21 protein-coding genes are annotated in these 23,686 nt (G+C 62.0%); 8 read left to right on the top strand and 13 right to left on the bottom strand.

What is annotated here, in order from left to right; all coding sequences use genetic code 11:
- Window positions 1-114: 114 nt before the first annotated feature.
- Together I6L37_RS01165 and I6L37_RS01160 are read right to left on the bottom strand one after the other, a co-directional pair.
- Complete coding sequence (locus I6L37_RS01165) at window positions 115-1,464, bottom strand: sigma-54 dependent transcriptional regulator (protein ID WP_216993074.1); 1,350 nt, start codon at window positions 1,462-1,464, stop codon at window positions 115-117.
- A complete protein-coding gene (locus I6L37_RS01160; protein ID WP_216993073.1) occupies window positions 1,439-3,280 on the bottom strand; it encodes an ATP-binding protein in 1,842 nt (613 codons plus the stop codon). The genes I6L37_RS01165 and I6L37_RS01160 overlap by 26 nt, the downstream gene beginning before the upstream one ends.
- 171 nt (window positions 3,281-3,451) lie before the next feature.
- Between I6L37_RS01160 and I6L37_RS01155 the strand changes: the two genes are divergently transcribed.
- Window positions 3,452-3,922, top strand: coding sequence for a DUF2753 family protein (locus I6L37_RS01155; protein ID WP_042070405.1), 471 nt, complete (start codon window positions 3,452-3,454; stop codon window positions 3,920-3,922).
- A 24-nt stretch (window positions 3,923-3,946) separates the two neighbouring features.
- On the opposite strand, the gene I6L37_RS01150 is transcribed toward I6L37_RS01155, so the two are convergent.
- On the bottom strand, window positions 3,947-4,696 hold the full coding sequence (locus tag I6L37_RS01150) for an enoyl-CoA hydratase-related protein (protein WP_216993072.1): 750 nt from the start codon (window positions 4,694-4,696) through the stop codon (window positions 3,947-3,949).
- Window positions 4,697-4,786: 90 nt separating this feature from the next.
- Between I6L37_RS01150 and I6L37_RS01145 the strand changes: the two genes are divergently transcribed.
- From I6L37_RS01145 to I6L37_RS01135, 3 genes are all read left to right on the top strand, one after another.
- A complete protein-coding gene (locus I6L37_RS01145; protein WP_216993071.1) occupies window positions 4,787-5,236 on the top strand; it encodes a copper chaperone PCu(A)C in 450 nt (149 codons plus the stop codon).
- Window positions 5,237-5,330: 94 nt separating this feature from the next.
- Window positions 5,331-5,963 carry a TIGR04219 family outer membrane beta-barrel protein gene (locus I6L37_RS01140; protein WP_216993070.1) on the top strand — a complete coding sequence of 211 codons (633 nt, stop codon included), beginning with the start codon at window positions 5,331-5,333 and terminating at the stop codon, window positions 5,961-5,963.
- A 77-nt stretch (window positions 5,964-6,040) separates the two neighbouring features.
- Entirely contained in the window at window positions 6,041-6,721 is a 681-nt protein-coding gene (locus I6L37_RS01135) for an SDR family oxidoreductase (protein ID WP_216993069.1), read from the top strand.
- Between the two features lie 93 nt (window positions 6,722-6,814).
- On the opposite strand, the gene I6L37_RS01130 is transcribed toward I6L37_RS01135, so the two are convergent.
- Window positions 6,815-8,539: a proline--tRNA ligase gene (locus tag I6L37_RS01130; protein ID WP_201941836.1), complete on the bottom strand. Its 1,725-nt coding sequence runs from the start codon at window positions 8,537-8,539 to the stop codon at window positions 6,815-6,817.
- 273 nt (window positions 8,540-8,812) lie between these two features.
- Between I6L37_RS01130 and rlmD the strand changes: the two genes are divergently transcribed.
- The gene (rlmD, locus tag I6L37_RS01125) at window positions 8,813-10,165 is read left to right on the top strand and encodes a 23S rRNA (uracil(1939)-C(5))-methyltransferase RlmD (protein WP_216993068.1); all 1,353 of its coding nucleotides are present in this window, start codon (window positions 8,813-8,815) and stop codon (window positions 10,163-10,165) included.
- 106 nt (window positions 10,166-10,271) lie between these two features.
- On the opposite strand, the gene I6L37_RS01120 is transcribed toward rlmD, so the two are convergent.
- Genes I6L37_RS01120 through I6L37_RS01110 form a run of 3 tightly spaced genes read right to left on the bottom strand, consistent with a single transcriptional unit; the run spans window position 10,272 to window position 13,757 of the window.
- Window positions 10,272-10,844 carry a membrane integrity-associated transporter subunit PqiC gene (locus tag I6L37_RS01120; RefSeq protein WP_216993067.1) on the bottom strand — a complete coding sequence of 191 codons (573 nt, stop codon included), beginning with the start codon at window positions 10,842-10,844 and terminating at the stop codon, window positions 10,272-10,274.
- Window positions 10,841-12,490, bottom strand: coding sequence for an intermembrane transport protein PqiB (gene pqiB, locus I6L37_RS01115; RefSeq protein ID WP_216993066.1), 1,650 nt, complete (start codon window positions 12,488-12,490; stop codon window positions 10,841-10,843). Before pqiB ends, I6L37_RS01120 begins: the two co-directional genes overlap by 4 nt.
- Window positions 12,483-13,757 carry a PqiA/YebS family transporter subunit gene (locus tag I6L37_RS01110; RefSeq protein WP_216993065.1) on the bottom strand — a complete coding sequence of 425 codons (1,275 nt, stop codon included), beginning with the start codon at window positions 13,755-13,757 and terminating at the stop codon, window positions 12,483-12,485. Before I6L37_RS01110 ends, pqiB begins: the two co-directional genes overlap by 8 nt.
- 175 nt (window positions 13,758-13,932) lie before the next feature.
- On the opposite strand from I6L37_RS01110, the gene hfq reads away from it, so the two are divergent.
- Complete coding sequence (gene hfq, locus I6L37_RS01105; protein ID WP_026457968.1) at window positions 13,933-14,292, top strand: RNA chaperone Hfq; 360 nt, start codon at window positions 13,933-13,935, stop codon at window positions 14,290-14,292.
- 128 nt (window positions 14,293-14,420) lie between these two features.
- On the opposite strand, the gene I6L37_RS01100 is transcribed toward hfq, so the two are convergent.
- The 6 genes from I6L37_RS01100 to I6L37_RS01075 all read right to left on the bottom strand — a co-directional run bounded on the left by I6L37_RS01100 (window position 14,421) and on the right by I6L37_RS01075 (window position 21,955).
- A complete protein-coding gene (locus I6L37_RS01100) occupies window positions 14,421-15,011 on the bottom strand; it encodes an HAD family phosphatase (protein WP_061476425.1) in 591 nt (196 codons plus the stop codon).
- A 66-nt stretch (window positions 15,012-15,077) separates the two neighbouring features.
- Window positions 15,078-16,181, bottom strand: a complete 1,104-nt coding sequence (locus I6L37_RS01095; RefSeq protein WP_042070392.1) for an EAL and HDOD domain-containing protein — start codon at window positions 16,179-16,181, stop codon at window positions 15,078-15,080.
- 4 nt (window positions 16,182-16,185) lie between these two features.
- Window positions 16,186-17,826 (bottom strand): sensor domain-containing diguanylate cyclase, encoded by a 1,641-nt coding sequence (locus I6L37_RS01090; RefSeq protein ID WP_216993064.1) that lies wholly within the window; start codon window positions 17,824-17,826, stop codon window positions 16,186-16,188.
- A 253-nt stretch (window positions 17,827-18,079) separates the two neighbouring features.
- On the bottom strand, window positions 18,080-20,101 hold the full coding sequence (locus tag I6L37_RS01085; RefSeq protein WP_216993063.1) for an exoribonuclease II: 2,022 nt from the start codon (window positions 20,099-20,101) through the stop codon (window positions 18,080-18,082).
- An 86-nt stretch (window positions 20,102-20,187) separates the two neighbouring features.
- On the bottom strand, window positions 20,188-21,087 hold the full coding sequence (locus tag I6L37_RS01080; protein WP_216993062.1) for a LysR family transcriptional regulator ArgP: 900 nt from the start codon (window positions 21,085-21,087) through the stop codon (window positions 20,188-20,190).
- A gap of 217 nt (window positions 21,088-21,304) precedes the next feature.
- Window positions 21,305-21,955, bottom strand: a complete 651-nt coding sequence (locus I6L37_RS01075; RefSeq protein ID WP_201981079.1) for an acyl-homoserine-lactone synthase — start codon at window positions 21,953-21,955, stop codon at window positions 21,305-21,307.
- Between the two features lie 62 nt (window positions 21,956-22,017).
- Between I6L37_RS01075 and I6L37_RS01070 the strand changes: the two genes are divergently transcribed.
- Together I6L37_RS01070 and lysE are read left to right on the top strand one after the other, a co-directional pair.
- Window positions 22,018-22,800: a LuxR family transcriptional regulator gene (locus tag I6L37_RS01070; RefSeq protein ID WP_216993061.1), complete on the top strand. Its 783-nt coding sequence runs from the start codon at window positions 22,018-22,020 to the stop codon at window positions 22,798-22,800.
- Window positions 22,801-22,999: 199 nt separating this feature from the next.
- Window positions 23,000-23,608 (top strand): L-lysine exporter, encoded by a 609-nt coding sequence (lysE, locus tag I6L37_RS01065; RefSeq protein WP_216993060.1) that lies wholly within the window; start codon window positions 23,000-23,002, stop codon window positions 23,606-23,608.
- Window positions 23,609-23,686: the final 78 nt, after the last annotated feature.

Below are 23,686 nucleotides of genomic sequence, written 5' to 3'. Positions count from 1 at the left end.
GGTCAAAAATGGGGGGAAATCCCCCCATGGGGTCGGGCAGGCGGGGGGAATGCCGCCCATGGCGGCAAGGTTAACCGGGTCAGCCGGGGGAGGAGGAGCCGAGCCTGCCCAGGCTCACTCGCCCCCGTCGTCGAACTTGTAGTCCTGCTTGTCGAGGCCGTACTTGCGCATCTTGTCATAGAGGATCTTGCGTGGCAGACCGAGGGCCTCCTGCACCTCTTTCAGTCGCCCCCTGTGCTGGCTCAGGGTGTCGGTCAGCAGGATGCGCTCGAACCGGTCTACCTGCTCGGCCAGGGTCAGCGCCTCCCGCCCCAGGGTGAGATCGGCAAAGGCGCCCTCTTCGCCCATCAGCACGCAGCGCTCCGCCAGGTTGCGCAGCTCACGCACGTTGCCCGGCCAGTCGTGGGCCAGCAGCCAGGCGCGCTGCTCGGCACCGAGCCGCGGCGGCGCCAGCTGGTAGCGGGTGGCGGCCACCCGCAGGAAATTCTCGAACAGCAGGGGCACATCCTCCTTGCGATCCCGCAATGGGGGGATATCCACCCGCACCACGTTGAGCCGGTAGTAGAGGTCGGCGCGAAAGCTGCCCTGCTCGACCAGGGTCTTGAGCTCGACCTTGCTGGCGGTCAACACCCGGATGTCGAGCGCTATCTTCTGGTTGGTGCCGAGCGGCTCGACCTCCCTGTCCTCCAGCACCCGCAGCAGCTTGATCTGCAGCGCCATCGGCATGCTCTCTATCTCGTCGAGGAAGAGGGTGCCCTTGTTGGCCCAGGCTATCTTGCCCACCCGGCGTTTCTGGGCGCCGGTAAAGGCTCCTGCCTCGTGGCCGAACAGCTCGCTCTCCATCATGGTTTCCGGCACGGCCCCGCAGTTGATGGCGACGAAGGGTTCGGCCGCGCGCACCGAGTGATCGTGCAGGAAGCGGGCGACCAGCTCCTTGCCACTGCCGGTCTCGCCCATGATCAGCACATCGGCGGGGGCATCCTTGATATGGGTGAGGATCTGGCGCAGCCGCTTGATGGCCGGATGGGTGCCGAGCAGCCTGGGACCGGGGCCGCTCTGGGCCTCCAGCTCGCTGCGCAGCTCCCGGTTCTCCAGCACCAGGCGCCGCTTGTCGCAGGCCCGGCGCACCACCTCCAGCAGCTGCTCGGTGCTAAACGGTTTCTCGATGAAGTCGTAGGCCCCCAGGCGCATGGCCTGCACCGCGGTAGAGATGTCGCCGTGGCCGGTGAGCAGGATCACCGGCAGCTCGGAGTCGCGCCCCATGATCTCCCGCAGCAGGTCGATGCCGTTCATGCCGGGCATGTTGATGTCGCTGATGATGATACCGGGCCACTGGGCACCGATATGGGGCAGGGCCTGCTCGGCGCTGGCGAAGGTGGTGACCTGCCAGTCGGCCAGCTCCAGGGTCTGGCCGAGAGAGAGGCGCAGGTGATGTTCATCATCGATCAGCATTATCTGGGTCATGGCTCTCTCCTGAAGAGGTAAAGGCTGGGGATCCTGGCTCGCTGCGCAGGCTGGGGTCGACGGCGGGCAGAGTGATGGTGAAGCAGGCGCCGCCGTGGGCCGGGCTGTTGGTCGCCTCCAGCTGGCCGCCAAAGGCGGTGACGATGCGCAGCGAAATGGTGAGCCCAAGCCCGAGCCCCTGGGATTTGGTGGTGTAGAAGGGGGCAAACAGCCGGCTCGCCTCGACCGGGAGGCCCGGGCCGTTGTCACTGACTTCGATCACCGCCCGATCATCAACCCGTTCGAGGGTGAGCCAGACCCGGGGAGGGGAGCTGGTGGCGCAGGCCTGCAGCGCGTTGTGCAGCAGGTTGACCAGCACCTGCTCGAGCTGCACCGCATCGGCCTGCACATAGAGGGGCTCTGCCGGCAACCGGGTTTCGATCAGCAGGCCCTGCTTGATCATCTGGCTGTGCAGCAGCGCCAGGCTGGCGTGGATCACCGGCTGCAGCGTCACCGCCTGCAAGGTCTGCTCCCCCTTGCGGGCGAACACCTTGAAACGGGCGACCAGCTCGCTCATGTGATGATTGAGGCTGTTGATCTGCAGCAGGTTGTCGCGGCAGCTGTCGAGGCGTCCCTTGTCGAGCAGCTGCAGCGCATTCTCGCCATAGGCGCGCATGGCGGCCAGCGGCTGGTTGAGCTCATGGTTGATGCCGGCCGACATCTCTCCCAGCAGGGCCAGCTTGGCGGCCTGTACCAGCTGCTCCTGGGTATCCACCAGTTCGCGCTGGGTCTGGCGATACTTGTCGATGGTGGCCACCAGCTCCTGGTTGCTGGTGGAGAGGGCCAAAGTCCGCTCGCTGACCTTGTGCTCCAGCTGGTTGTTGAGGCGGGCGAGACGGGCCCGGCCGAGCAGCTCCTGACGCCAGTAGAGCCAGATCATCAGCACCAGCAGAGAGACGAGGGCGAAGCTGGCCAGTGCCTTGGCCATGATGGGCAGCAGGCCGTGCAGGGGCTTGAGGGTATAGAGATGCCAGCCGGCGCTGGGCATGGCGGTGCCGGTGAAGAGGTAACCCTGCCCCCAGCGCCACTCATCCTGGCTGCGCAGCAGCCCCAGGGTGGGCTGATCGCTCAGGGGATCCCCCAGCTTGTCGCCATACTTGCGCTCATCGCTCAGGGTGGCGCGGGTCGTATCGTTCAATCTGACCAGGGGACGGTAGAGCCACTCTGCCCTGGAGGAGAAAAAGACCACGCCGTATTCGTCGGTCAGCAGGTAGTCGAAGTCATCGCGGCTGTCCCAGCGCTCCTCAATGAGGGAGAGGGCCACCTTGACCACGACCACGCCGAGGCGGTGATCCCCCTCCTGCACCGGATAGGAGAAGTAGTAACCCCGCCGCCCGGAACGCTGGCCGAGGGCGAAATAGCTGCCGGCCCGCCCCTGCATCGCCTGCTGGAAATAGGGGCGAAAGCGGTAGTTGTCACCGACAAAGCTGTCCTGCTGGCGCCAGTTGCTGGCGGCGATGACGTCCCCTTGAGCGGTCATGAGGTAGATGGCGTCCGTGCCCAGGATCTCGTTTTGCTGCTCCAGCAGGGGGTTGAGCCTAGTGGGGGAGAGCGCTCGCAAAAGCGCCTGCTGTAGTTCACTGCGGGTGGCGATGAGGGCGGGCAGGCGGCGATACTTGTCTAGCTCCACCAACAGCTGGCCCGCCAGCCGCTCATTGTCGAGCTGGGCCTGCTGGCGCAGGCTCTCCAGTCCCCATTGGCGGGCCATGAAGGCGAGCACCACCATCAGCGTGATCCAGAGGCCAATCAGCAGGCCCCGACTTCCATTGTTCATCATTCCCTTCCTTGGTTGGCCACATCTTAACCTGCGTCCGGAGGAGAGAGGATGGCGCCGGTGAAAGAGTGTGACCGGCGCAACAGGCGCCGAGATCCTGCACAGTCTGTCGGCTTGATATTCATTCTCAATTAGGCATCATGAAGGACTCCACCCAGAGGAAGGAGCCCTCCCATGACACAGGCACAAGACGGGCCGGATCAGGCCCAGACACACTGGCAGCGCTACATGATGGAAGCTGAGCACTCCCTGAGCCAGGGGGCGCTGGGCTCTGCAGTCTGCCTCTATCAACAGGCCCTTGGCACCATCTCGGCGCCGATAGAGATGACGCAGGAAGAGCCGGATCTCGAGATGCTGGCCTCCATGCGGGTTGCGACCTGCCATCGTCTGGCGGATTTCTGGCGCGCCATGGATGAACCCGCCTACGAGCTGCGTTACCTCAAGCTCGCCTCCGAGCTGGTGACGGCGCTGGTGCCGCAATGCCCTAACCGGGAGTGCGAGTCGCTGATAAGCGAACTGGGTTGCTGCCGCGCGGCCCTGCTCGGGTTTCTCAAGCGCCACCCCAACCCCGAGATTGCCAGGCTTATCCAGTTGCAGGACAAGGTGCAGGGCTGCGAGTTGATCGGACGCTTTCGCCTCAACTGACCGGCGCGCTATGGTGGCAACGGGCTAGCCCTTGCGACCGAGCCTGGCGGCGATGCGTTGCTGCGCCTCTTCCCCCTGCAGGGCCTGGGCGAAGGCGCGCGCCTCCAGATCGATGACGAAGTGGACCGCCTGCCTGAGCTCCTGCTTGAGCAGCGCCTTGCTCTTTTGCACTGCCCTGGGCGGTTTGGCGGCCAGCTTCAGCCCCTGTTCGCGGGCAAATGCCAGCAGATCCGCGCTGGCCACCACCCGGTTGGCAAGGCCGAGGCGCAGTGCTTCATGAGCATCCATGGATTCGGCCAGCAGCAACAGCTCGGCGGCCTTCAGATGGCCGACGGCGCGGGGCAGTAGCAGGCTGGAGGCAAACTCCGGCACCAGCCCCAGCTCGACAAAAGGCAGCTGCAGGCGGGCATTCTCCCCCAGATAGACCAGATCGCAGTGCAGCAGTATGGTGGTGCCGATGCCGACGGCCGGGCCCCCCACGGCGGCGATCACCGGTTTGGGAAAATCGGCCAGGGTGTGGAGGAACTGCAGTATGGGATCGTCCGGCTCCAGACTGCTCTTGCCGACAAAATCGGCCAGATCGTTGCCGGCGGTGAAGCACTCCGCCTGACCCTGCAACAGCAACACATGTACTCCCTCATCGGCTGCGGCCTGTTGCAACTCGCTCACCAGTTGGCAGTAAAGTTCGGTGTTGAGGGCATTGCGTTTGTCAGGGCGGTTGAGGGTCAGCGTGAGCAAGCCGTCCTGCTGCTCGGCAATGAGAATGGGCGCCATGTCTAAATCCTTGTTATTGAAGGGTGCATAAAAGGTTTCTGTTGGAGTAACCTTTGCCTCGTTTAACAACATCATAAAAGGATTTCAACCATGTTTAAACGTGCGTTTTATTCTCTGCTGCTGCTCGGGATGACGGCTCCCGCCCTGGCCAAGGTGGAGGCGGTCGACGGTTATGTGCGCCTGTTGCCCCCCGGTACGCCGAATACGGCGGCCTTCATGGTACTCAAGAACGATGCCGATCAGGCGGTCAAACTGGTGGCTGCTTCCTCTCCTGCCGCGGACCGCGCCGAGCTGCATACCCATCTGCACGAGAACGGGGTCATGAAGATGCGCCAGGTCGAGAGCATCGAGATCCCGGCCAAGGGGGAAGTGGTACTGAAGCCGGGCAGTCTGCACATCATGCTGTTCGAGATCGGCACCCTCTCCGAGCAGACCCCCATGCCGCTCACCCTCACCCTGGATGATGGCCAGCAGCTGGCGTTGTCGCTGCCGGTGAAGCCGATCGAGCCGATGGGCGAGATGCAGCACATGAAGCACTGACATTTGTCGTCGTTTGTTCAGGATTCTCGCTGGGTATTTTGGCTGCGCGGAGTAAAATAGTGCCCTTTCCATCCATGCAAGAGGAAGTGACGTGATGAAAAAGACACTGATTGCCGGTGTTGTTCTGGCGCTGTGCAGCCAGGCTGCCATGGCTGCCGATGACTGGCGTTTTGCCGCCGGTACCGACGTATGGTCTGCCCAGGGCAGCGGCCAGGCATACGGCAGAAGTGCCGATGGCGGTTATGACGACAACTACAACTGGAGCGGCTACCTGCAACTTGAACACGGCATCATCCTGCTGCCGAACGCCAAGTTCGAGATCTCCGATTTGAGCAGCTCGGGCGGCAACTTCAAGAACGATCTGACCGCTTACGATCTCAGCCTCTACTACCGTCTGTTCAACAACGATCTGTTCCAGATCGATCTGGGCCTGACCGGTCGTCACTACGACGGTGAGCAGATGTACTTCAGCCGCAAAGGCTATGACGAAGACATGCTGATGGCCTATGCCGGCACCGAAGTACGGATCCCGGGTACCGGCGTCTCCTTCTTCGGCGACGTGCGTTCCAAGGATTCGGACAACCTGGACTACCGTCTGGGCGGTGCCTACAAGTTCTCCTCCGTACCGGTCAAGCTGCGTGCCGGCTGGCGCGAGGCCAAGGTTGACTTCGACGGCGTCGATCAGCGCATCGATGGCTGGTTCATGGGCGGCGAATTCACTTTCTAATCTGACGGAAGTCGGCATGATGATGTCTCACGTCATGGTGCTGGCAGGTATCTAGCAAGGCAGGGAGAGGAGAGATAATGGGGCACATCATAGTGACAGGGGCGGGCTCCGGGCTCGGCCGGGCATTGACCATCGGGCTGGTTGGCCGGGGCCATCAGGTCGCCATGATGGGGCGCCGTTATCAGAAACTGCAGGAGCAGGAACAGTTGCTCGGCAAGGCGGTGATCGGCATCGCCGCCGACCTCTCTCACCACGAAGAGGTGGAGATGGCCTTTACCGCCGCGGTGGAGTGGGGAGGTCTGCCCGACCTGGTGATCCACTGCGCCGGGGTGGGCGAGTTCGGTCCGGTCGGCGTCTACACCGCCGAGCAGGTACGCAGGGTGGTGGAGAGCAACCTGGTCTCCACCATACTGGTGGCCCAGCAGACGGTGCGGCTCATCGGCGAGAAGGGCGGGGTGCTGGCTAATGTGCTCTCCTCCGCCGCTCAGGTGGGCAAGGCTAACGAGAGCCTCTATTGTGCCTCCAAATGGGGCATGCGGGGCTTTCTGGAGTCTCTGCGGGCCGAGCTCAAGGGCTCGCCCCTGCGGCTGGTGAACCTCTATCCGAGCGGGATCCGCAGCGAATTCTGGGACAACTCGGATCACGTGGATCCGAGCCGTTTCATGACCCCGGAAGACGCGGCGGTCTACATGCTGGATGCGCTGGAAGCCAGAAGCAGTTGCCACGTCACCGATCTCTTTATCGGTCGCAACGAGTAGGGCCGGCTTTTCCTGCTGTTTTGCCAACAGATAGTCAGACAAACAAAAAGCGCGCCATCTGGCGCGCTTTTTTTATCTCGGGCTGCGGGGCGATTAACGGCCCAGCTTGGCCTTGATCATGGCGACGATGTCGCTGATGGCCACTTCCTGCTTCTCGCCGGTGCGGCGGCACTTGTACTCCACCACGCCGTTGTCCATGCCGCGCTCGCCGATGACGATGGCGTGGGGCACGCCCAGCAGCTCCATGTCGGCGAACATCACGCCCGGGCGCTCTTTACGGTCGTCAAACAGCACGTCCACACCGGCGGCTTTCAGTTCGGCGTAGAACTGCTCGGCCAGCTCGGCCACGCGCACTGACTTGTGCATGTTCATCGGCACGATGGCCACTTCGAACGGGGCGATGGCGTCCGGCCAGATGATGCCGTACTGGTCGTTGTTCTGCTCGATGGCAGCAGCCACCAGACGGGAGACACCGATGCCGTAGCAACCCATCTCCATGGTGACGGACTTGCCGCCCTCGTTCAGCACGCTCGCCTTCATGGCTTCGGAGTACTTGGTGCCGAGCTGGAAGATGTGGCCCACTTCGATGCCGCGCTTGAGCAGCAGCTTGCCCTGGCCGCACGGGCTCGGGTCGCCTTCCACCACGTTGCGCAGGTCGGCAACTTCGTAAGAGGCGATGTCGCGATCCCAGTTGGCACCGGTCAGGTGGAAGCCGGTCTCGTTGGCGCCACAGACGAAGTCCGCCAGGTGGGCGGCGCTGCGATCGACGATGATGCGACCGGCAAAGCTAACCGGGCCGATGGAGCCCGCGTCGCAACCGGCGGCGGCCTTGATCTGCTCGTCATTGGCGAAGGCCAGCGGATTGGCGACACCCGGCAGCTTCTCGGCTTTGATTTCGTTCAGTTCGTGGTCGCCACGCAGCACCAGGGCGATGACCGCCTGGTTGCCGTGCTCGTCCGCCTCGCCCAGCACCAGCAGGGTTTTGGCGACGGCGCTCGGGGCCACGCTCAGGAAGGCGGCGACTTCGTCGATGGTGTGAACGTTCGGGGTGGCGACCTTGGTCAGCTCTTTGGTCGCAGCCGGGCGCTCGCCCGCCGGGGCCAGCGCCTCGGCCATCTCGATATTGGCGGCGTAATCGGAGCTGTCGGAGAAGGCGATCAGATCTTCACCGCTCTCGGCCAGCACCTGAAATTCGTGAGAACCGGTACCACCGATGGAGCCGGTATCGGCCTGCACCGGACGGAAGTTCAGACCCATGCGGGTGAAGGCCTTGCAGTAGGCTGCGTGCATCTTCTCGTAGGTCTCGACTAGGGAGGCCTTGTCGATGTGGAAGGAGTAGGCGTCCTTCATCAGGAACTCGCGGCCGCGCATCACGCCGAAACGGGGGCGTACTTCGTCACGGAACTTGGTCTGGATCTGGTAGAGGTTCAGCGGCAGCTGCTTGTAGCTGTTTACTTCATAACGGACCAGGGCGGTGATCACCTCTTCGTGGGTCGGGCCCAACACGAAGGGACGATTGTGGCGGTCGGTCAGACGGCACAGCTCGGGGCCATAGTCGTCCCAGCGGCCGGATTCCTGCCACAGCTCCGCCGGTTGCACCACCGGCATGGAGACCTCGACGGCACCCGCATTGTTCATCTCTTCGCGGACAATGTTCTCGATCTTCTTCAGGACCCGCAGACCGGTCGGCAGCCAGGCGTACATGCCGGAGGCGAGTTTACGGATCATGCCGGCGCGCAGCATCAGCTGGTGGCTGACGATTTCCGCATCGGACGGGGTTTCCTTGAGAGTGGAAAGCAGATATTGGCTGGTACGCATCGCGGTAGACCTTAGCTAAACGGGCGCGGGGCCCTGGATAAATTCAAGGGCGGAATTTTAACAGGCGCAGCGTTGCGGCCCAAGGGCTAAATTTGCCGCAATGGCCAAAGGGACGGCGAGCCAGCGCGGACTCATGGGGGATAACATCACGACAAGCAGGTTTTTTATGCCTGCAATTTGGCCGGATCTTCGCTAAACTCTGCCACCTTTTCTCGACGGGCAGGGCTATGCCACTCCCGTCCCCCCTTATTTTTTGTACTTTTGGAGCCGCTCATGCCGCTAGTGGGACATCAACACCAGATCGAGATCCTGGAACTGACCGACAAAGGAGACGGCAAGGGACGCCTGTTCGACCGCCCTCTCTTCGTCGAGGGTCTGCTGCCAGGTGAGCAGGCGTTGGTCACGCTCACCGAGGTCAAGCCCAACTACCTGCACGGCAAGGTGGCCGAGCTGCTCCAGCCCTCCGCCGATCGGGTCGCCGACTTCTGCCCCAACACCGAATGCGGTGGCTGCCAGGTGCGCCCGCTGACCTATCCGGCCCAGCTCAAGCTCAAGCAGAGTCTGGTGCAGAGTGCACTGGAACAGGTCGGGCTGGGTGAGACCAAAGTCAATCCCATCCTCGGCATGGAGACGCCGTTCGCCTATCGTAACAAGGCGCAGTACGCGGTGCGCGGCTGTGAGGCCGGCGCCGAGATCGGTTTTTATCGCAAGCACTCCCACGACCTCATCACCGCCGACGACTGTGCGGTGCAGGACTCGCTCCACGTCGAGCTCAACGCCCGGGTGCGCAGCTGGATGCGTGAGCATGACATCGCCGCCTATGACGAAGTGGCCCATACCGGCTGCGTGCGTAATCTGATGACCCGCAAGGGTTTCAAGAGCGGCGAGCTGATGGTGGTGCTGGTGACTCTGGATGAGGAACTACCGTTTGAGGCCGAGCTACTGGCAGCCCTGCAGGATCTACCGATCACCACCCTGGTGCAGAACATCAACGAAGCGCGCACCAACCGCATCCTGGGGGATAAAAACCGGGTGCTGCTGGGCAGCGGGGTGATCCGCGACAAGATCCACGCGCTCGACTTCGAGATCTCGCCGCTCTCCTTCTTCCAGAACAACCCGAGCCAGACCGATGTGCTCTACTCCAAGGCGCTGGAGTACAGCGAGCTGACCGGCAACGAGACGGTGTTCGACATCTACTGTGGTATCGGCACCATCTCCCTGTTCCTGGCCGGCAAGGCCGCCAAGGTGGTGGGGATCGAGTCGGTGGCGAGCGCCATCGAGGATGCCCGCCGAAATGCGGCCCTCAACGGCATCGAGCACACCGAGTTCCACGTCGGCAAGGCCGAGCAGCTGATGCCCGAACTGCACGCCCAGGGGGTGAGCGCCGATGTGGTGGTGATGGATCCGCCGCGCAAGGGCTGTGACAAGGCGGTATTGCAGACCTTGGTGGCCATGGCGCCGCGCCGGCTGGTCTATGTCTCCTGCAACCCGCAGACCCTGGCTCGCGATCTCGCCTGGCTGGTCAAGCAGGGCTTCGTGCTGGACGAGGTGCAGCCGGTGGACATGTTCCCTCACTCCATGCACGTCGAAGCCGTTGCTCGCCTGAGCCTGCCCGCCAAGGGCTGATCAGGGTCACACAGACGCAGGTGGCGAGGTTGCCCGACCCGCCGGCCATAAAAAAACGACTCCATTTGGAGTCGTTTTTTTATATCTGCCGCACTGCGTGAGGGGATTAACCCGCGCTCAGGCGCACCTCGGTGGCGATCTGATCGAGCAACTGCTGCCAGCCCTGACCCAGTTCGCCGACCAGCGTATTGTAGCCGTCGGCGGGCAGTACCCGTTCCTGACGGAAGGGGGCGTCGCGCAGTACGGTGCCGTCTTCCGCCAGCAGACGCCAGCGGCCGCTCAGCACGGCGTGCCCGTCGTAGCGCCCCTGAAAGCGCTCCACCACTATGCTCAGCACGGGCCCCTTGCGGGCGCCATCCTGCCGTATCACCCAACCGGGCAACCGGGCCGAGAGGCCGTTCATGGTCACCTGGTTGAGCTGATCATCCAGCGAGCCCGCCCAGCGGTGGTACTCGGTGAAGTGCAACTCCTGCCCCTCCAGCTGATAGACCATGCTGATCCGGTCGAGCTGGCTGGCCAGGGTGATGGGTCGTAGCACCAGCTGGTGCTGCGGAGTGGCCGGGGCCGTGCCGGATGACGGCTGGCTGGCGTCAAGCGAGTAGTAATGCAGGCTGGGCTGACTGGCGCTGCAACCGGCCAGCAGGCCGAGCAGGGCCAGCGTCAGGATCTGTTTTTTCATTGTGTTCCTCGCTTGGGCTCAGGGTCCGATGGTTGGGCGCGATCGAAGATCAGCGAGCTGGGTTGCTCGTTCAGGGAGTGCACCAGCGGCTGCAGTTCACGCATCAACTGATTGAGGGCCTGTACTGACTGGCGCAGATCCTGGTTGGTCTGTGAATGGCCGTCATAGGCCTGCAGCGTCTCCTGCAACTGTTTCAGGCTCTGGTTCAGGGATGCCGGTAGTTGCTGGGTCGCTTCTTTGCTGGTCAGCTTGTCCAGGTTGGCACTGACCGCACTGATGTTCTTCAGGGTCCCATCCAGGGTGGAGAGGGAGTTGTTGACCTTGCTGAGGGTGGTCGCCATGTCCATGTCGACAAACTTGTCGAGGATCAGATTCACCTTGCGTTCGATCTGATCCAGCCCTGCCTGCACGGTCGGGAAGACCTGATAGCCGGAGATCTTGGCCTGCTCGAAACGGGGCGCATCCGGGTAGAAGTTGAGATCGATGAGCTTGCCGCCGGTCAGCAGGCTGGAGGTCTTGAGGCTGGCCCTGAGACCTTCCTTGAACTGCTTGCCGAACAGGGCGCGCCACTGCTCTCTCTCCGCCTTGGCGTAGCGGTGGGAGAGGCGCTGCACCTCGATGCGGGCCAGTACCGGGATCTGGCGATCCTGGAACAGGCGTACGCCCTTCTCCTCGATGAGATAGGGGGCAGAGATAACGGTACCGACCCGGATGCCGCGATACTGCACGGCCGCGCCCGGGTGCAGGCCGGCCACGTTGTCGTCGAACAGGAAGACGTAGTCGATGAACTGATCCAGGCTACCGGCCAGCACGCTCGCCTCATCCTGGAACAGGGTGAACTCGTCGCGCTGCTTGGCCGGCTCGCCAGGAGACCAGCCGGGCGGCAGACCCATGGTGATGCCGCCGTCGATCAGGCTCTCCAGCGAGTCCATCTTCACCTTCATCCCTTCGCTGTTGACGGACAGCTCGAACCCCGGGGTCAGCCAGAAGCGGGAGTTGCTGCTGACCAGGATGTCATAGGGAGCGTTGATGAAGATCTGGTACTGCATCTCGCTCTTTTCGGGCAGGAAGGTGGCTTCTTCCACCTGGCCTATGGTGAACCCCTGATAGTTGATGGGGGAACCTTCTCCCAGCGCGCGGGCATCGCGGCTGGAGAGGATCAGGCGCAGCCCCTTGGCACTCTGCGAAGCGAGCGGCGGCTTGTCGAGCATGGCGTACTCGTCCCGCGCCTTGCCCTTCTTGCCCGGCAGGAGTTCGATATAGGCGCCGGAGAGCAGGGTCCCGAGACCCGATACCCCTTCCCGGCCGACCCTGGGCTTGACCACCCAGAACTGGCTGTCGCCCTTGAGCATGCCGGAGGCGGCGTTGGTGAGGCGGCCGCGCAATACGGCATGGCTGTAGTCGTCGCTCAGCTCGACCGTCTCGATGCGGCCGACGTCGACCTCCCGGGAGCGGATCACCGTCTTGCCCGCCACTATGCCTTCGGCAGTGGCGACCGTCAGGGTGAAGCTGGGGCCCTGGGAGTACCAGTGCTGGAACAGCATCCAGAGACCGATGAACAGCGCCAGCAGCGGCACCATCCAGATTGCGGCGGCAGAGCTCAGAAAGTCAGAGCCCGGTTTCCACCTTGTTTTACGCTCACTCACGTTCGCGTTCTCCTTGTTGTAAATCCCAGATCAGGCGGGAGTCGAAGCTCATGGCCGCGACCATGGTGATCAGCACCACCCCTGCAAAGGCAACGGCCGCGGGGCCGGGGTAGATGGTCATCAGATTATCGAGGCGGATCAGGCCCGCCAGAATGGCCACCACGAAGACGTCGATCATCGACCAGCGTCCGACAAATTCCGTCATGCGATAGAGCTTGAGCTTGCGTAGCGGCGAGGCCGCGTGGCCGTTTTGCACTGCGTAGCAGAGCCAGAACAGCGCCAGTATCTTCACCAGCGGTACCACCACGCTGGCAAAGAAGATGACGGCGGCAATGGGGTAGGAGCCCATTGCCCACAGTAGCACCACGCCCCCGAGAATGGTGGAAGGGGTGTCATCCCCGAGAAACACCGTATCCATGATGGGATAGATGTTGGCGGGAATGTAGAGAATGCTGGAGGTAATGAGCAGGGCCCAGGTGCGGTTCAACCCGCCCGGCTTGCGATCGTGCAGGTGCCCGCCGCAGCGGCCGCAGCGATGGCTGCCCGCCTTGCTCAGGGCGCCGCAGATATGGCACCCCGTCAGGCCGCTTTCCATGGCGCTGGCATCGGTTGTCTCATCGACGCCGCAGGCATCGGTCGGGCCGAGCAGCCGCTGCCATAGCCACATGGTGTCCAGCGACGAGATCATCTTGACGAGCAGCACCGTGTAACCGACGAAGGCCCAGAAGGAGAGCCCCATCTTGATGTCGGCCATCCCCATCAGCTTGACCAGGGAGATGAGCACCCCTACCAGAAACACATCCACCATCAGCCAGGGCTTTATCTGGCAGAGCAGGCGACCGAGGGAGCGCAGTGCTTTGCTGTGGAGATCCTTGTCGACCCGCCACAGCACCAGCATGATGGAACCGATGTAGATGAGCGGTAGGCCGATCAGGGTCAGGCTCAGCACGGCGCCGAGGAAAAGGTAACCCTCGTCCACCAAGGTGGAGATGCACTGGATGAACGTCATCTCCTGTCCAATTCCCTTGCTGGAGAAGGACATGAAGGTGAAAGCATTGGCGAGCACGAACATGATGAGCGCCGCAAACCCGTAGGCGATGGGGCGCAGCTCCTGATCCGGCAAGTAGCGGCTCAGGGTGTGGCCGCAGCGTGGGCAGCAACTGGCCTGGCCCACGGCGAGGGGGGTGGCCGGGATCAGCAGGTCACACTCTTCGCAGGCGGTGGCATCGTGGACATAGGTCCGAGGTAGGTGTGAAGCCGGATGCAAAATAAAACCTCGAATAAGGCTCGTCAGGAAGCCAGGACCGCCGATTATCGCAGTTGTGCCGGCCAGCGGCCAGTCCCCGTGTAGCACGATTGTTGATGAGCATGCGAATGACTTTGACAAGCCACTGGCCATTTAGCACAATCAAACGCCACTTTTTTCCGCGGGACAATAATTTATGACAACCGAATCCCCAAGTTACTCCACGATTGAGCAAGCCTTCTCCCTTGGGAACGGGCAAGATTCCGCCCTTAACTGGTTGCGCAAGAACCGCAGCCAGGTCGCGATTTTTCTGGTGAGTGGCATCAAGCTGGAAGGAACCATCAGCGGTTTCGATCAATACAGCGTGCTGCTGACCGATGCCCATGGCAACCAGCAGCTGGTCTACAAGGCCAAGATCTCCACCATCGCCATGCACACCGGTCGTCCGCAGGTGAATATCCAGCGTGCACGCAAGCCGCGGGTCTCCATGGCGCCGCGTCCGCACGGTGCTCCGGGTCGTTATGACGACAATCAGGGCGGCGGCAACCACGAATAATCCCTTGCCCCGCCTCTGCCATCATTCCTCCCGGGTCTGACGGCAGCGGTCGTTCGCTCTCATTTACATTCATGTCCCGTATGAGAGCGAACGTCATCTGTCTGCTTTCGGGCGAGATATTTGCCCGATCACGCCACCATCTCGACCGGTTTTCCTTCCCTGACCAGACAGGTTTGCATGCCTGCGGCCTGACCCGCCTGCACGCCGATGCCGGTATCTTCAAACACCAGACAGCCTGACGGCTCGACCCCCAGCTTGCTGGCCACCAGCAGGAAGGTATCCGGATTGGGTTTGTGCAGCTCCACGTCGTCGGCGGTCACCACCACCTCAAAATAGCGATCCAGACCGGTATTGCGCAGCACCGCCTGGGCGTTGACGCGGGGGGAGCCCGTGCCTATCCCCATCGGGATGAGGCCGTGGTGGCGCTCGATCAGGGCCTGCATGGCCGGGAAGACGGTCGCCTTATGCAGATTGGCCACATAGTGGTCTGTCTTGCAGCGAGTAACTTGAACGGGATCGAGTGGGATCTGCTGCTCTTCGGCCACCAGCAGGGCAATCTTGCGGCTCGGCATGCCCCCCAGTTCATAGAACCAGTCGGCATCGAAATGGAAGCCAAATTCACGGGCAGTGTGTTCCCAGGCGGCCAGGTGGAGCGGCATGGAGTCGACCAGGGTGCCATCAAGGTCGAAGACCAGGCCTTGGAATCCGGAAAGGGTCATGGTGCTGAGTCTGTCTCTGGAAAAAGGGAGCCCATTCTAGCCAGAGCTGCCCCTCCCCGCCATTGGCTAGCTGGTGAGAAACGCTTGCCCCCACATTTGCGCCTGAAAATAGATGGGTGTCAGCCTGGTCGGGTCCAGCTGATAACGAGGCGCCAGCTGGGCCAGCAACGGCCAATTGCCCTGTTCATAGGTGGTGACCAGCTGGAACAGGTGAAACAGCGGCCCCTCCCGCAGCTCGATGGCGCGCTTCACGTTCTTGGGCAGATGAGCCTTGAGGGCATCCGACAGCAGTGAACCATCCAGCACCAGTCCCACCAGAAAGGCCCAACTGGCCTCCGATTTGCCAAGGGCGGTCAGGGCGATCAGCTCGCAGAAGCGGCCACGGGCGATGGCCATACGGGTGCAGGCCTCCGGCATGTGCGGACTGATCCGGGCCAGGCCGTTGATCAGCACGAATTTGCGGATCTCCTGCTCCCCCAGATAGGAGAGGGCGCGGGAGACGGAGGTGATAGGGCTGGCGTGATCAAAGCCAGGCGCATTGACATAGGTGAGCAGCTGACCGGGCAGGTAGGCATCCTGTTCCAGCAGTTTGGCAACCTGATTGAAGGAGAACTCCTCGTGGCAGATGAGCTGGAGAATTTGCTGCACCAGCGCCATATCCGGCTGGGTGGCCCGCTGGTTCACCAGCTCGGGGCGGGCGAGGAAACCGCCGGCGAAGAAATCCACTCCAGCCTCCCTGAGGGGAAGGAAATCCTGCCAGGTATCGATATTGAGGGCCATCCGCTTGTGTTCAGTGGGCTGGCAAATGCCCTCTTCTCCCATCCAGAACACCAGCAACCGGCTGGCGCCGAGCCAGCGGGGATCCCGGTGGGCACCGTGGACGGCGAGCCGACGACGACTGTCACGCCACTGTTCCAGCACCGGAAAGGAGGTCGGAAGGCGCTCGCTGGAGGCCTCCACCAGGGGAATGGTGTCCTGATCGAACAGCAGGGGACGTTGATCATCCAATTGTTCGTGGCTGAAAGGCACCAGGTATTGGCGCCCCTGGGCCAGCATGCGGCAATGCTGGGCCAATGCTGGCCACTGGGCCGGGTCGACAAGCTGATAATCGATACCGTAGGCCACCAGGGCCAGGCGGCGATTGAAGATGGGATAGCGGCGCAGCAGCATGGGATCACCGATAGGTCAGAGTGCGAGCCCTCCCTTGCGACTTGGCGTGGTAAAGCGCCTGGTCTGCCTGTTCGGTCAGGGTTTGCCATGCCCCGTCCTGGGAGGGAACCAGATAGCTAAAGCCTATGCTAACTGTAATGAAATCAGCAACTCGGGAACCTGGATGGGGCACTTTTAGCTGGGCCAGTCCATCATGGATCCGTTCAGCCAGCTGCTCCGCCTCTCCCGGTTGGGGGGCGCACAACAGGATCACGAACTCCTCGCCACCATAACGGGCCACCAGGTTGGTACGCCGTCGCTCCGCTTCCCTGAGCACGCTGGCGATCAGTCGCAGGCACTCATCCCCCTTGGCATGGCCGAAGTGGTCGTTGTAGGCCTTGAAGTCATCCACGTCGATCATCAGCACCGCCAGCAGACTCTGGGTACGGCGGGCCCACTCCCATTCCCGTTGCATGGTGAGGTCCCACTGGCGGCGGTTGGCGATGCCGGTGAGCGGATCTTCGAGGGAAAGCAGGGAGAGGCGCTGGTTGGCCTCCTCCAGCGCCCGGTTGGTCTCGGCCAGTTGCATGGTGCGCTCGGCCACCCGAGCCTCCAGCTGGCGGTTGAGTTTCTCCAGCTCCTCCTGGGTGCGCTGGCGGATCAACAACTGCGACAGCATGGCGGCGTATTGCTTGAAGATCTCGCTCTGGTAGGCCTTGAGTGGCCGTTGCCACAGCAGGTTGTCGGCGGCAATCCAGCCGATGGGAGTGGCGCCGTCCCACAGCGAGACCATGGCGTTCCAGCCGCGGCCCACCTGCTGGCGTTCATAGTAGAGGGGGGTATCCTCCAGCACCAGTACATAGTCCTTGCTGCGCAGCGCCTGCTGTACCGTGGGATGATCAGGGATGGGGCTGATGAAGCCGCTCTCGTCCACCAATTTGCCCTCTTCATCTGTGCCCCAGGTGCCGCGCATGGTCTTGCCATCGGGCTCGATGAGGAAGATGGCGACCCGATCGAATTGCAGCTCCTCGCGGGCCAGCACCACGGCTTCACGCAGCAGCTGGTGCTCGCTCTGGCTGCGAGAGAGGGTAACGCCGACCGTGTGCAGGGCCTGCAACATCTGGAGGAAGGAGCGCTGCATCGCCTGGCTCTGCACCAGGTCGGTCTGGGTGTGACGGCGCTGATCCCGTTCATGATCAATCTGCCAGGCCAGCAGATGGTTGCTCAACTCGGCAGTCAGGTAGTGGGTCAGCAGCTGGATCCCCTGGCGCTGATGACGGGAGAGGCGATCGAGCCGGCGCCGGGTTTCCAGATAGATGACGCCATCCAGCTCCTGATGACGCTTGAGGGGGAAGCAGACGCGCAGCTTGGGCTGTACGGTTTCCACATATTCCCAGGTATCGCTCTGCGGCTGGATCTGCTCCACCACCATCTGCCCGTGCTCGACGGCCCGGGAGATCAATTCATCCGGCAACTGCAGCGTCATCAGATGAGCCGGATCCAGAGTTAGCAATCCCTGATCCGGATGAAAGCTGTAAAGCAGGGGCTCCGGCGCCTGCAACCAGAGATAGAGGCGCTCCGCCTCGGTTTTCTCCCTGATGGTCGCGAGACTCGCCTCGCAGAGCTGCGCGAAGCTGGTGAACTGCTCAGGTGCCCATTCTTGCATGCCAATGTCCCTTTGGGTGTACCCAAGCGAGTATATATACACTCCCTCTAATATATTGATTGAAATATTAAAAAAGAGAGCCAGTGCGCATAAATTCTGCTGCTTTAAGGTTGGGAGGCGGTCGCAATTTGCCTGAAGGGGGCGACAGGGTCGTTAGCAGGTGAGAAAAGCATGATCTGAACGAGGAGAACAGGTATCAGGGACATAAAAAAGCCCGCACAATGGCGGGCTTTTTCTATAAGTTGACAGGTGTTTACTCTGCCTTGGGCGTTTCTTCGGCCGGGGTTGCATCGGCTTCGGCTGCCGGTGCGACCGGCGCCGGACCCGGCACCAGTTCCACCGCCGGCTTGGCGATGAGGGAGCGGGTCTCTTCCACCGCCTCGGTCAGCTTCACCTCGATGATCTGGCCGAGCTCGTAGACTACCTCGGTCTTGTCCAGATAGACGCGGCCGTTGTCCCAGTTGCACTCAAGGCGCTCCTTGTTGTCCAGGATGTGGCGGGCGGGCATGAACACCACGGCACCGTTCTCCTGCAGGCGCAGCTTGAGGCCGGCACGCATCACGTCGATGATCTCGGCGTTGAACACCTGATCGGTACCGGCGGCAGCCTTGAGGTAGCGCACATAGAGCCAGTCGCCGATGTCGCGCTCCACCATGCGGTGCAGGCGGCGGCAGGCGGTCAGATGTTCGGTGAGCTCCTGGCTCGGGCGCTCGCCCGGGGTCTTGCCGGCGATGACGGCTTTGAGCAGGCGATGGTTGACCATGTCGCCGTATTTGCGAATAGGTGACGTCCAGGTGGCGTAGGCATCCAGACCCAGGCCGTAGTGGGCACCCGGCTCGGAGGACATCAGGGCATAGCTCTGGAAACGGCGGATCTTGCCGTCCAGCCAGCGGGTATCGAGGCCGTCGATCCAGCGGCGCAGGGCGCAGAAGCCGGACAGGCTGGCGATCTCTTCCTTCTCGAACGGAGCCTCGGCGCTTTTCAGCAGGTCGATGGCGCCGTCGAGGGACTCCTCGTCAAAGCCGGTGTGGACGTTGAAGATGCCGTAGCCGACGGTCTTGCCCAGCACGCGGCCGGCGCAGATGTTGGCGGCGATCATCGACTCTTCCACCATGCGGTTGGCGATGCGGCGTGGCTCGACGTGAATGGCCAGCACCTCGCCATCTTCGCCCAGTTCGAAGTCGTAGTCGGGACGATCCGGGAATACCAGGGCGTGCTCGGTGCGCCACTTGATGCGCGCCTCTGTCATCGCCTTCATCAGCGGCAGCTGGGCCAGGACGCCTGCGTCGATATCCAGTTCTTTGCCGTGCTCGGCCCAGTCGGAGACGTCGTCATAGTTGAGGCGGGCGTGAGAGCAGATGCGGGCGGCGAAGAACTCGGTCTCCTCCAGCAGCAGGCCATCCTCGGTGATGAGCAAGCGGGCGCACAGGGTGTTGCGCTCCTCGCCCTCTTTCAGGGAGCAGAGCTCGTCGGAGAGGGTGCGCGGGATCATCGGCACGTTGCGGCCCGGCATATAGACGGTGAAGGCGCGCTGGGCGGCCTCTTTGTCCAGCTCGCTGCCTTCGGCCACGTAGGCGGTCGGGTCGGCGATGGCGACCAGCAGCTCCCAGCCGTCGTCCAGCTTGGTGATGGCCAGGGCGTCGTCCATGTCCTTGGTCTTGGCGCCATCGATGGTAAAGAAGGGCACCTGGGTCAGATCGCGGCGGGGCAGCTCTTCCTCTTCGATCACCTTCCACTCCGGCAGATCCGCCGGCTCGACCTGGGCCAGGTTGTGGCGCGCCAGCACCACCCACCAGGGCACGTTGTGATCTTCCTGAGAGGCGATCTTCTGGGTGATCTCGGCGGAGAAGTTGCCGTCAACCAGAGCGTGGCGCTTGAGGGTGGCGACTACCCAGTCCCCTTCCTTGAATTCTTTCTCGTCCAGCCCCTTCTTGACGCGGGCCTTGATGGCATCCTTGATGAGCGGATGGTCGGCTACCACGTTGAGGCGGTCGCGGAACATCTTGACCCGGGCCACGAAGCGGGTGATGGATTGCTCCAGCAGCTCGTCCGGCTCGGCCACTTCTTTCTCTTTTTCGGTACGGATCAGGGCGGTCACCCGGTCGCCGTGCATCACCTTCTTCATGTAGGGCGGCGGCACGAAATAGCTGGTCTTCTCATCGACTTCCAGAAAGCCGAAGCCCCTATCGGAGGCGCGGATAACACCCTCTTTCTTGGGGATGTTTTCGCGGATTTGTTGCTTGAGCTGGGCCAGCAGCGGATTGTCTTGGAACATAAGTGAGGAACCTGAGTGGAGACCTGATGAAGAAACGCCCAGCACTATACGTTTTTAGCCCTCCAAAGCCAAGGTGAATGGCCTTTTCAGCTTGGTTGCAGCTGGCAACGGGCGTAGTCAATCAGTCTCAGGGAGAGTTGTTTGTGGATGCCTTTTTCCAGTACCCAGCGGTGCCAGTAGAGTCGCTCTGTCAGGCGCTGGTCCGGGCTGAGATTGACCAGGCTGCCCGTGGCCAGATGCTGGCGGATCTGCAATTCCGGGATGAGGCAACAGGCCAGCCCCTGCTCGGCCATGGCGACGAAGGCCTCCGACGAGTGCACCGTATGGCAGGGATAGCCGCCGGGCTCCAGCCCGAAGTGGCGGCGCATGAAGCTGACGTGCATGTCGTCGCGCTGATCGAACGCCACCGCAGGGGCCTTGGCCAGCGCTTCCCGGGTCAGGCCATTGGGGAAGTGGCGCGCGACGAAAGCGGGGCTGGCGGTGAGCAGGTAGTGCATCTCACCCAGCTCGTCAATGCAGCAGCCCGCCAGCGGCTGGGATTGCAGGCTGATGGCGCCAAACGCCTGCCCCTCGCGTACCTTGTCGAGGGTGCGGCTCTCGTCATCCACCAGCAGATTGAGTTCGATGGGGTGTTGCTCCAGCAAAGGGGCGATGGCGGGCAGGAACCAGGTAGCCAGGCTGTCGGCGTTGACGGCAATGCTGATGCGGATGGGGCCTTGCGGCGTGGCCGGGGTCAACTCGCCCGCCAGTTCAATCTCGAGCTGGTGCACCTGGCGATAGTGAGCCAGCAGTTTCTGGCCGAGGGGGGTGGCCTGCAGCGGCTGGCTACGGATGAGCAGGGGTTCGGCAAATTGCTGCTCCAGCTGCTTGATCCGCTGCGAGATGGCGGACTGGGTGAGGTGCAGCGATCTGGCCGCCCGTTCGAAATTCTGCTCCTGCAGTACCGCATCCAGTGCCCGCAGCAATTTGTAGTCCAGCTCTTTCATGCAATCTCCCTGTCTTGATCCCGTGGCAGACTCTACGCGAGCCGGATCCGGACAACAATGGCCGGTTGCGATGAGAATGGGGCAAGGCCGCTAGTGTGATTTTTTACAGTAGTGGTTAACCGGTTCAGAGAGGATACTGCACATCGCCGCACGGGCAGTGGCTGCCTGATGTGGCTCATAGCGATGCGTTTATCCCGGGTATGTTTTCCGGGATTTTTTATGATGATGCGGCCAGCGGATGTCGTTGGGATTGAGCAGGACGACTATGGGGCTGGTAATGACCGAGCAGGGGTTGGGAAACGGCACGGGCAAAGCGTTCATCCAGATGGAAGCGGATACCGACGCCCCGAACCGCCCCCAGATCGACGGCCTGGCGATGGCCGAGGCGTTCGATGGGCAGGCCGAGACGGCGGAAGATGCGCTCCACCGGCAGACTGACCACGGCGACCAGCTCGCGGATCCCGTGCGCCAGGGCGAAGGCATAGACTTCGCGGAAGATGACGCAGGTCAGTTCGCTGACGCCGTTGCTCATGCGCGGGGCACGGGAGGCGTCGATGGCCAGCCGGGTCAGTTCCCAGATCTGCGGGCTGCATGGCGGGCGTTCACCGGCCAGGGCGGCGGGGAAAATGGTCGGGAGCATGTAGGCATCGGCACAGTTGAGCAGGCGGATGCAGCCACACACCCCCTGTTCATCCTCAATCAGCACCCAGTGAGTGTCGGGAGTGTCGAAGCTGTCTCGCTCAAGTCCTTGACGGGACTCCACATCCCAGCCGAGTCGGTCGGAAAAAACGTCGTTTCGAAAGCGATAAAGTTCACTTTCGACCTCTTTTCGCGGGTGTTCTCTCAATTTCCCTTTGAAAACCAACATTATGGACTCTCTCTCTTGTTATTCGCGGTTATAATCACATGTCTGGCCAAGGGGGCTTTTATATGACAAGAGACCAACTGCTTGAGTACCTGGAACATTTCAGTACGGTGACGGATGGCAACCGGTTGTCCGAACTGATCGGCAGCTTCTCGCTCGGGATGGGGTACGACTATTTCCGCTTTGCGTTGATCATGCCGATGTCGATGCAAAGGCCCAAAGTGGTGCTGTTCAACCAGTGTCCGGATTCCTGGGTTCAGGCCTATACCGAGCACAACATGCTGGCCAGCGATCCCGTGATCCAGCTGGCACGCAAACAGACCCTGCCCATCTACTGGAACCGGCTGGATGAACGCGCCCGTTTCCTGCAGGAAGGGAGCATGGACGTGATGGGGCTGGCCGCCGAGTTTGGATTGCGCAACGGCATCTCCTTCCCGCTGCACGGGGCCGCCGGTGAAAACGGCATCCTCTCCTTCATCACCTCCGAGCGAGCCTCGAGCGATCTGCTGCTGGAGTCCTCGCCGATCCTCTCCTGGATGTCCAATTACATCTTCGAGGCGGCTATTCGCATCGTGCGCCTCAGCATGGTGGAGAGCCTGGACAAGGAGCCTCTGACCGATCGGGAGACCGAGTGCCTGTTCTGGGCCAGCGAAGGGAAAACCTCGAACGAGATCGCCTGCATCCTGGGGATTACCGAGCGCACAGTGAATTACCATCTCAATCAGGTCACTCGCAAAACCGGCTCCATGAACCGTTATCAGGCCGTGGCCAAGGGGGTCAGCAGTGGTCTGCTGTTGCCGAACCTGGAGCAGGTGGTGGTGACCAACTTCCCCATGGTGTTGCAATAGTGCGTATCCTGACCAGTTTGCTGGATTCTCCTGCCGTCATTGGGGAGGCCACAATTGTCAGATCCGGTAATTGACAAGCGGTCGCAAAAGGGTGTGATGAGTTATTAGCAAAATGAATCAACCAGTAAATCAATGAATTTCTCTGGATGATTTGCCCCCGCTATAGTGCCACTCACTCATCACAACCCTCGGTACTCTTATGCTCGCGACCACCCTGCAAGGCTTTACCCTCGGCCTTGCCATGATCATTCCCATCGGTGCCCAGAATGCGTTTGTCCTGAGTCGGGGCATTCATCGCAATCACCACCTGCTGACGGCAACGCTCTGCAGTTTTTGTGATCTGGTTCTGATTGCCATCGGGGTCTTTGGCGGCGCCAATCTGATCGCCGCCAACCCGGTCGGCCTGACGGTGTTGACCTGGGGAGGCGTGCTGTTTCTTGGCTGGTTCGGCGTGCGTTCCCTGCGCAGTGCCTGGCGCGACCAGGGAGAGGGACTGGCGGATTCGCCGCAGTTGATGGGTGCCAGAAGCGTGCTCGCCATGACCCTGGGGGTTACTCTGCTCAATCCTCATGTCTATCTGGATACCCTGATGCTGCTCGGTTCCCTCGGCAGCCAGGTGATTGAACCGCTGCGTCCGGCCTTTGCCGCCGGTGCCATGCTGGCGTCTCTGGTGTGGTTCTACTCCCTGGCGCTGGGAGCGGCGGCACTGGCGCCCTGGCTGGCCAGGGGAAGGGTGCAGCAGGGGATCGATCTGCTGGTGGGCCTCATCATGCTGGCCCTGGCGCTGCAACTGGCTATGGGACGCTAGGCTGGCGGCTGTTTTTATGGTCCTAGGTCATAAAAATGGGCCTCGATACCTGTCTGAGTCACTTTCTTCTGATAAATT

It is taken from the genome of Aeromonas sp. FDAARGOS 1407, assembly GCF_019048725.1.
In the GTDB taxonomy this organism is placed as follows: domain Bacteria; phylum Pseudomonadota; class Gammaproteobacteria; order Enterobacterales; family Aeromonadaceae; genus Aeromonas; species Aeromonas enteropelogenes.
This window is presented reverse-complemented; position numbering and strand designations above follow the sequence as displayed.

What these genes read in the sequence shown, in the direction of transcription:
- I6L37_RS01085 (WP_216993063.1), bottom strand. Translation starts at nt 20,101, where the DNA reads ATGTTCCAAGACAATCCGCTGCTGGCCCAGCTCAAGCAACAAATCCGC.
- I6L37_RS01145 (WP_216993071.1), top strand. Translation starts at nt 4,787, where the DNA reads ATGTTTAAACGTGCGTTTTATTCTCTGCTGCTGCTCGGGATGACGGCT.
- rlmD (WP_216993068.1), top strand. Translation starts at nt 8,813, where the DNA reads ATGCCGCTAGTGGGACATCAACACCAGATCGAGATCCTGGAACTGACC.
- I6L37_RS01140 (WP_216993070.1), top strand. Translation starts at nt 5,331, where the DNA reads ATGAAAAAGACACTGATTGCCGGTGTTGTTCTGGCGCTGTGCAGCCAG.
- I6L37_RS01075 (WP_201981079.1), bottom strand. Translation starts at nt 21,955, where the DNA reads ATGTTGGTTTTCAAAGGGAAATTGAGAGAACACCCGCGAAAAGAGGTC.
- hfq (WP_026457968.1), top strand. Translation starts at nt 13,933, where the DNA reads ATGACAACCGAATCCCCAAGTTACTCCACGATTGAGCAAGCCTTCTCC.
- I6L37_RS01165 (WP_216993074.1), bottom strand. Translation starts at nt 1,464, where the DNA reads ATGACCCAGATAATGCTGATCGATGATGAACATCACCTGCGCCTCTCT.
- I6L37_RS01150 (WP_216993072.1), bottom strand. Translation starts at nt 4,696, where the DNA reads ATGGCGCCCATTCTCATTGCCGAGCAGCAGGACGGCTTGCTCACGCTG.
- I6L37_RS01135 (WP_216993069.1), top strand. Translation starts at nt 6,041, where the DNA reads ATGGGGCACATCATAGTGACAGGGGCGGGCTCCGGGCTCGGCCGGGCA.
- I6L37_RS01070 (WP_216993061.1), top strand. Translation starts at nt 22,018, where the DNA reads ATGACAAGAGACCAACTGCTTGAGTACCTGGAACATTTCAGTACGGTG.
- I6L37_RS01160 (WP_216993073.1), bottom strand. Translation starts at nt 3,280, where the DNA reads ATGATGAACAATGGAAGTCGGGGCCTGCTGATTGGCCTCTGGATCACG.
- I6L37_RS01095 (WP_042070392.1), bottom strand. Translation starts at nt 16,181, where the DNA reads ATGCTGCTGCGCCGCTATCCCATCTTCAATCGCCGCCTGGCCCTGGTG.
- I6L37_RS01100 (WP_061476425.1), bottom strand. Translation starts at nt 15,011, where the DNA reads ATGACCCTTTCCGGATTCCAAGGCCTGGTCTTCGACCTTGATGGCACC.
- I6L37_RS01130 (WP_201941836.1), bottom strand. Translation starts at nt 8,539, where the DNA reads ATGCGTACCAGCCAATATCTGCTTTCCACTCTCAAGGAAACCCCGTCC.
- I6L37_RS01080 (WP_216993062.1), bottom strand. Translation starts at nt 21,087, where the DNA reads ATGAAAGAGCTGGACTACAAATTGCTGCGGGCACTGGATGCGGTACTG.
- I6L37_RS01090 (WP_216993064.1), bottom strand. Translation starts at nt 17,826, where the DNA reads ATGCAAGAATGGGCACCTGAGCAGTTCACCAGCTTCGCGCAGCTCTGC.
- lysE (WP_216993060.1), top strand. Translation starts at nt 23,000, where the DNA reads ATGCTCGCGACCACCCTGCAAGGCTTTACCCTCGGCCTTGCCATGATC.
- I6L37_RS01155 (WP_042070405.1), top strand. Translation starts at nt 3,452, where the DNA reads ATGACACAGGCACAAGACGGGCCGGATCAGGCCCAGACACACTGGCAG.
- I6L37_RS01120 (WP_216993067.1), bottom strand. Translation starts at nt 10,844, where the DNA reads ATGAAAAAACAGATCCTGACGCTGGCCCTGCTCGGCCTGCTGGCCGGT.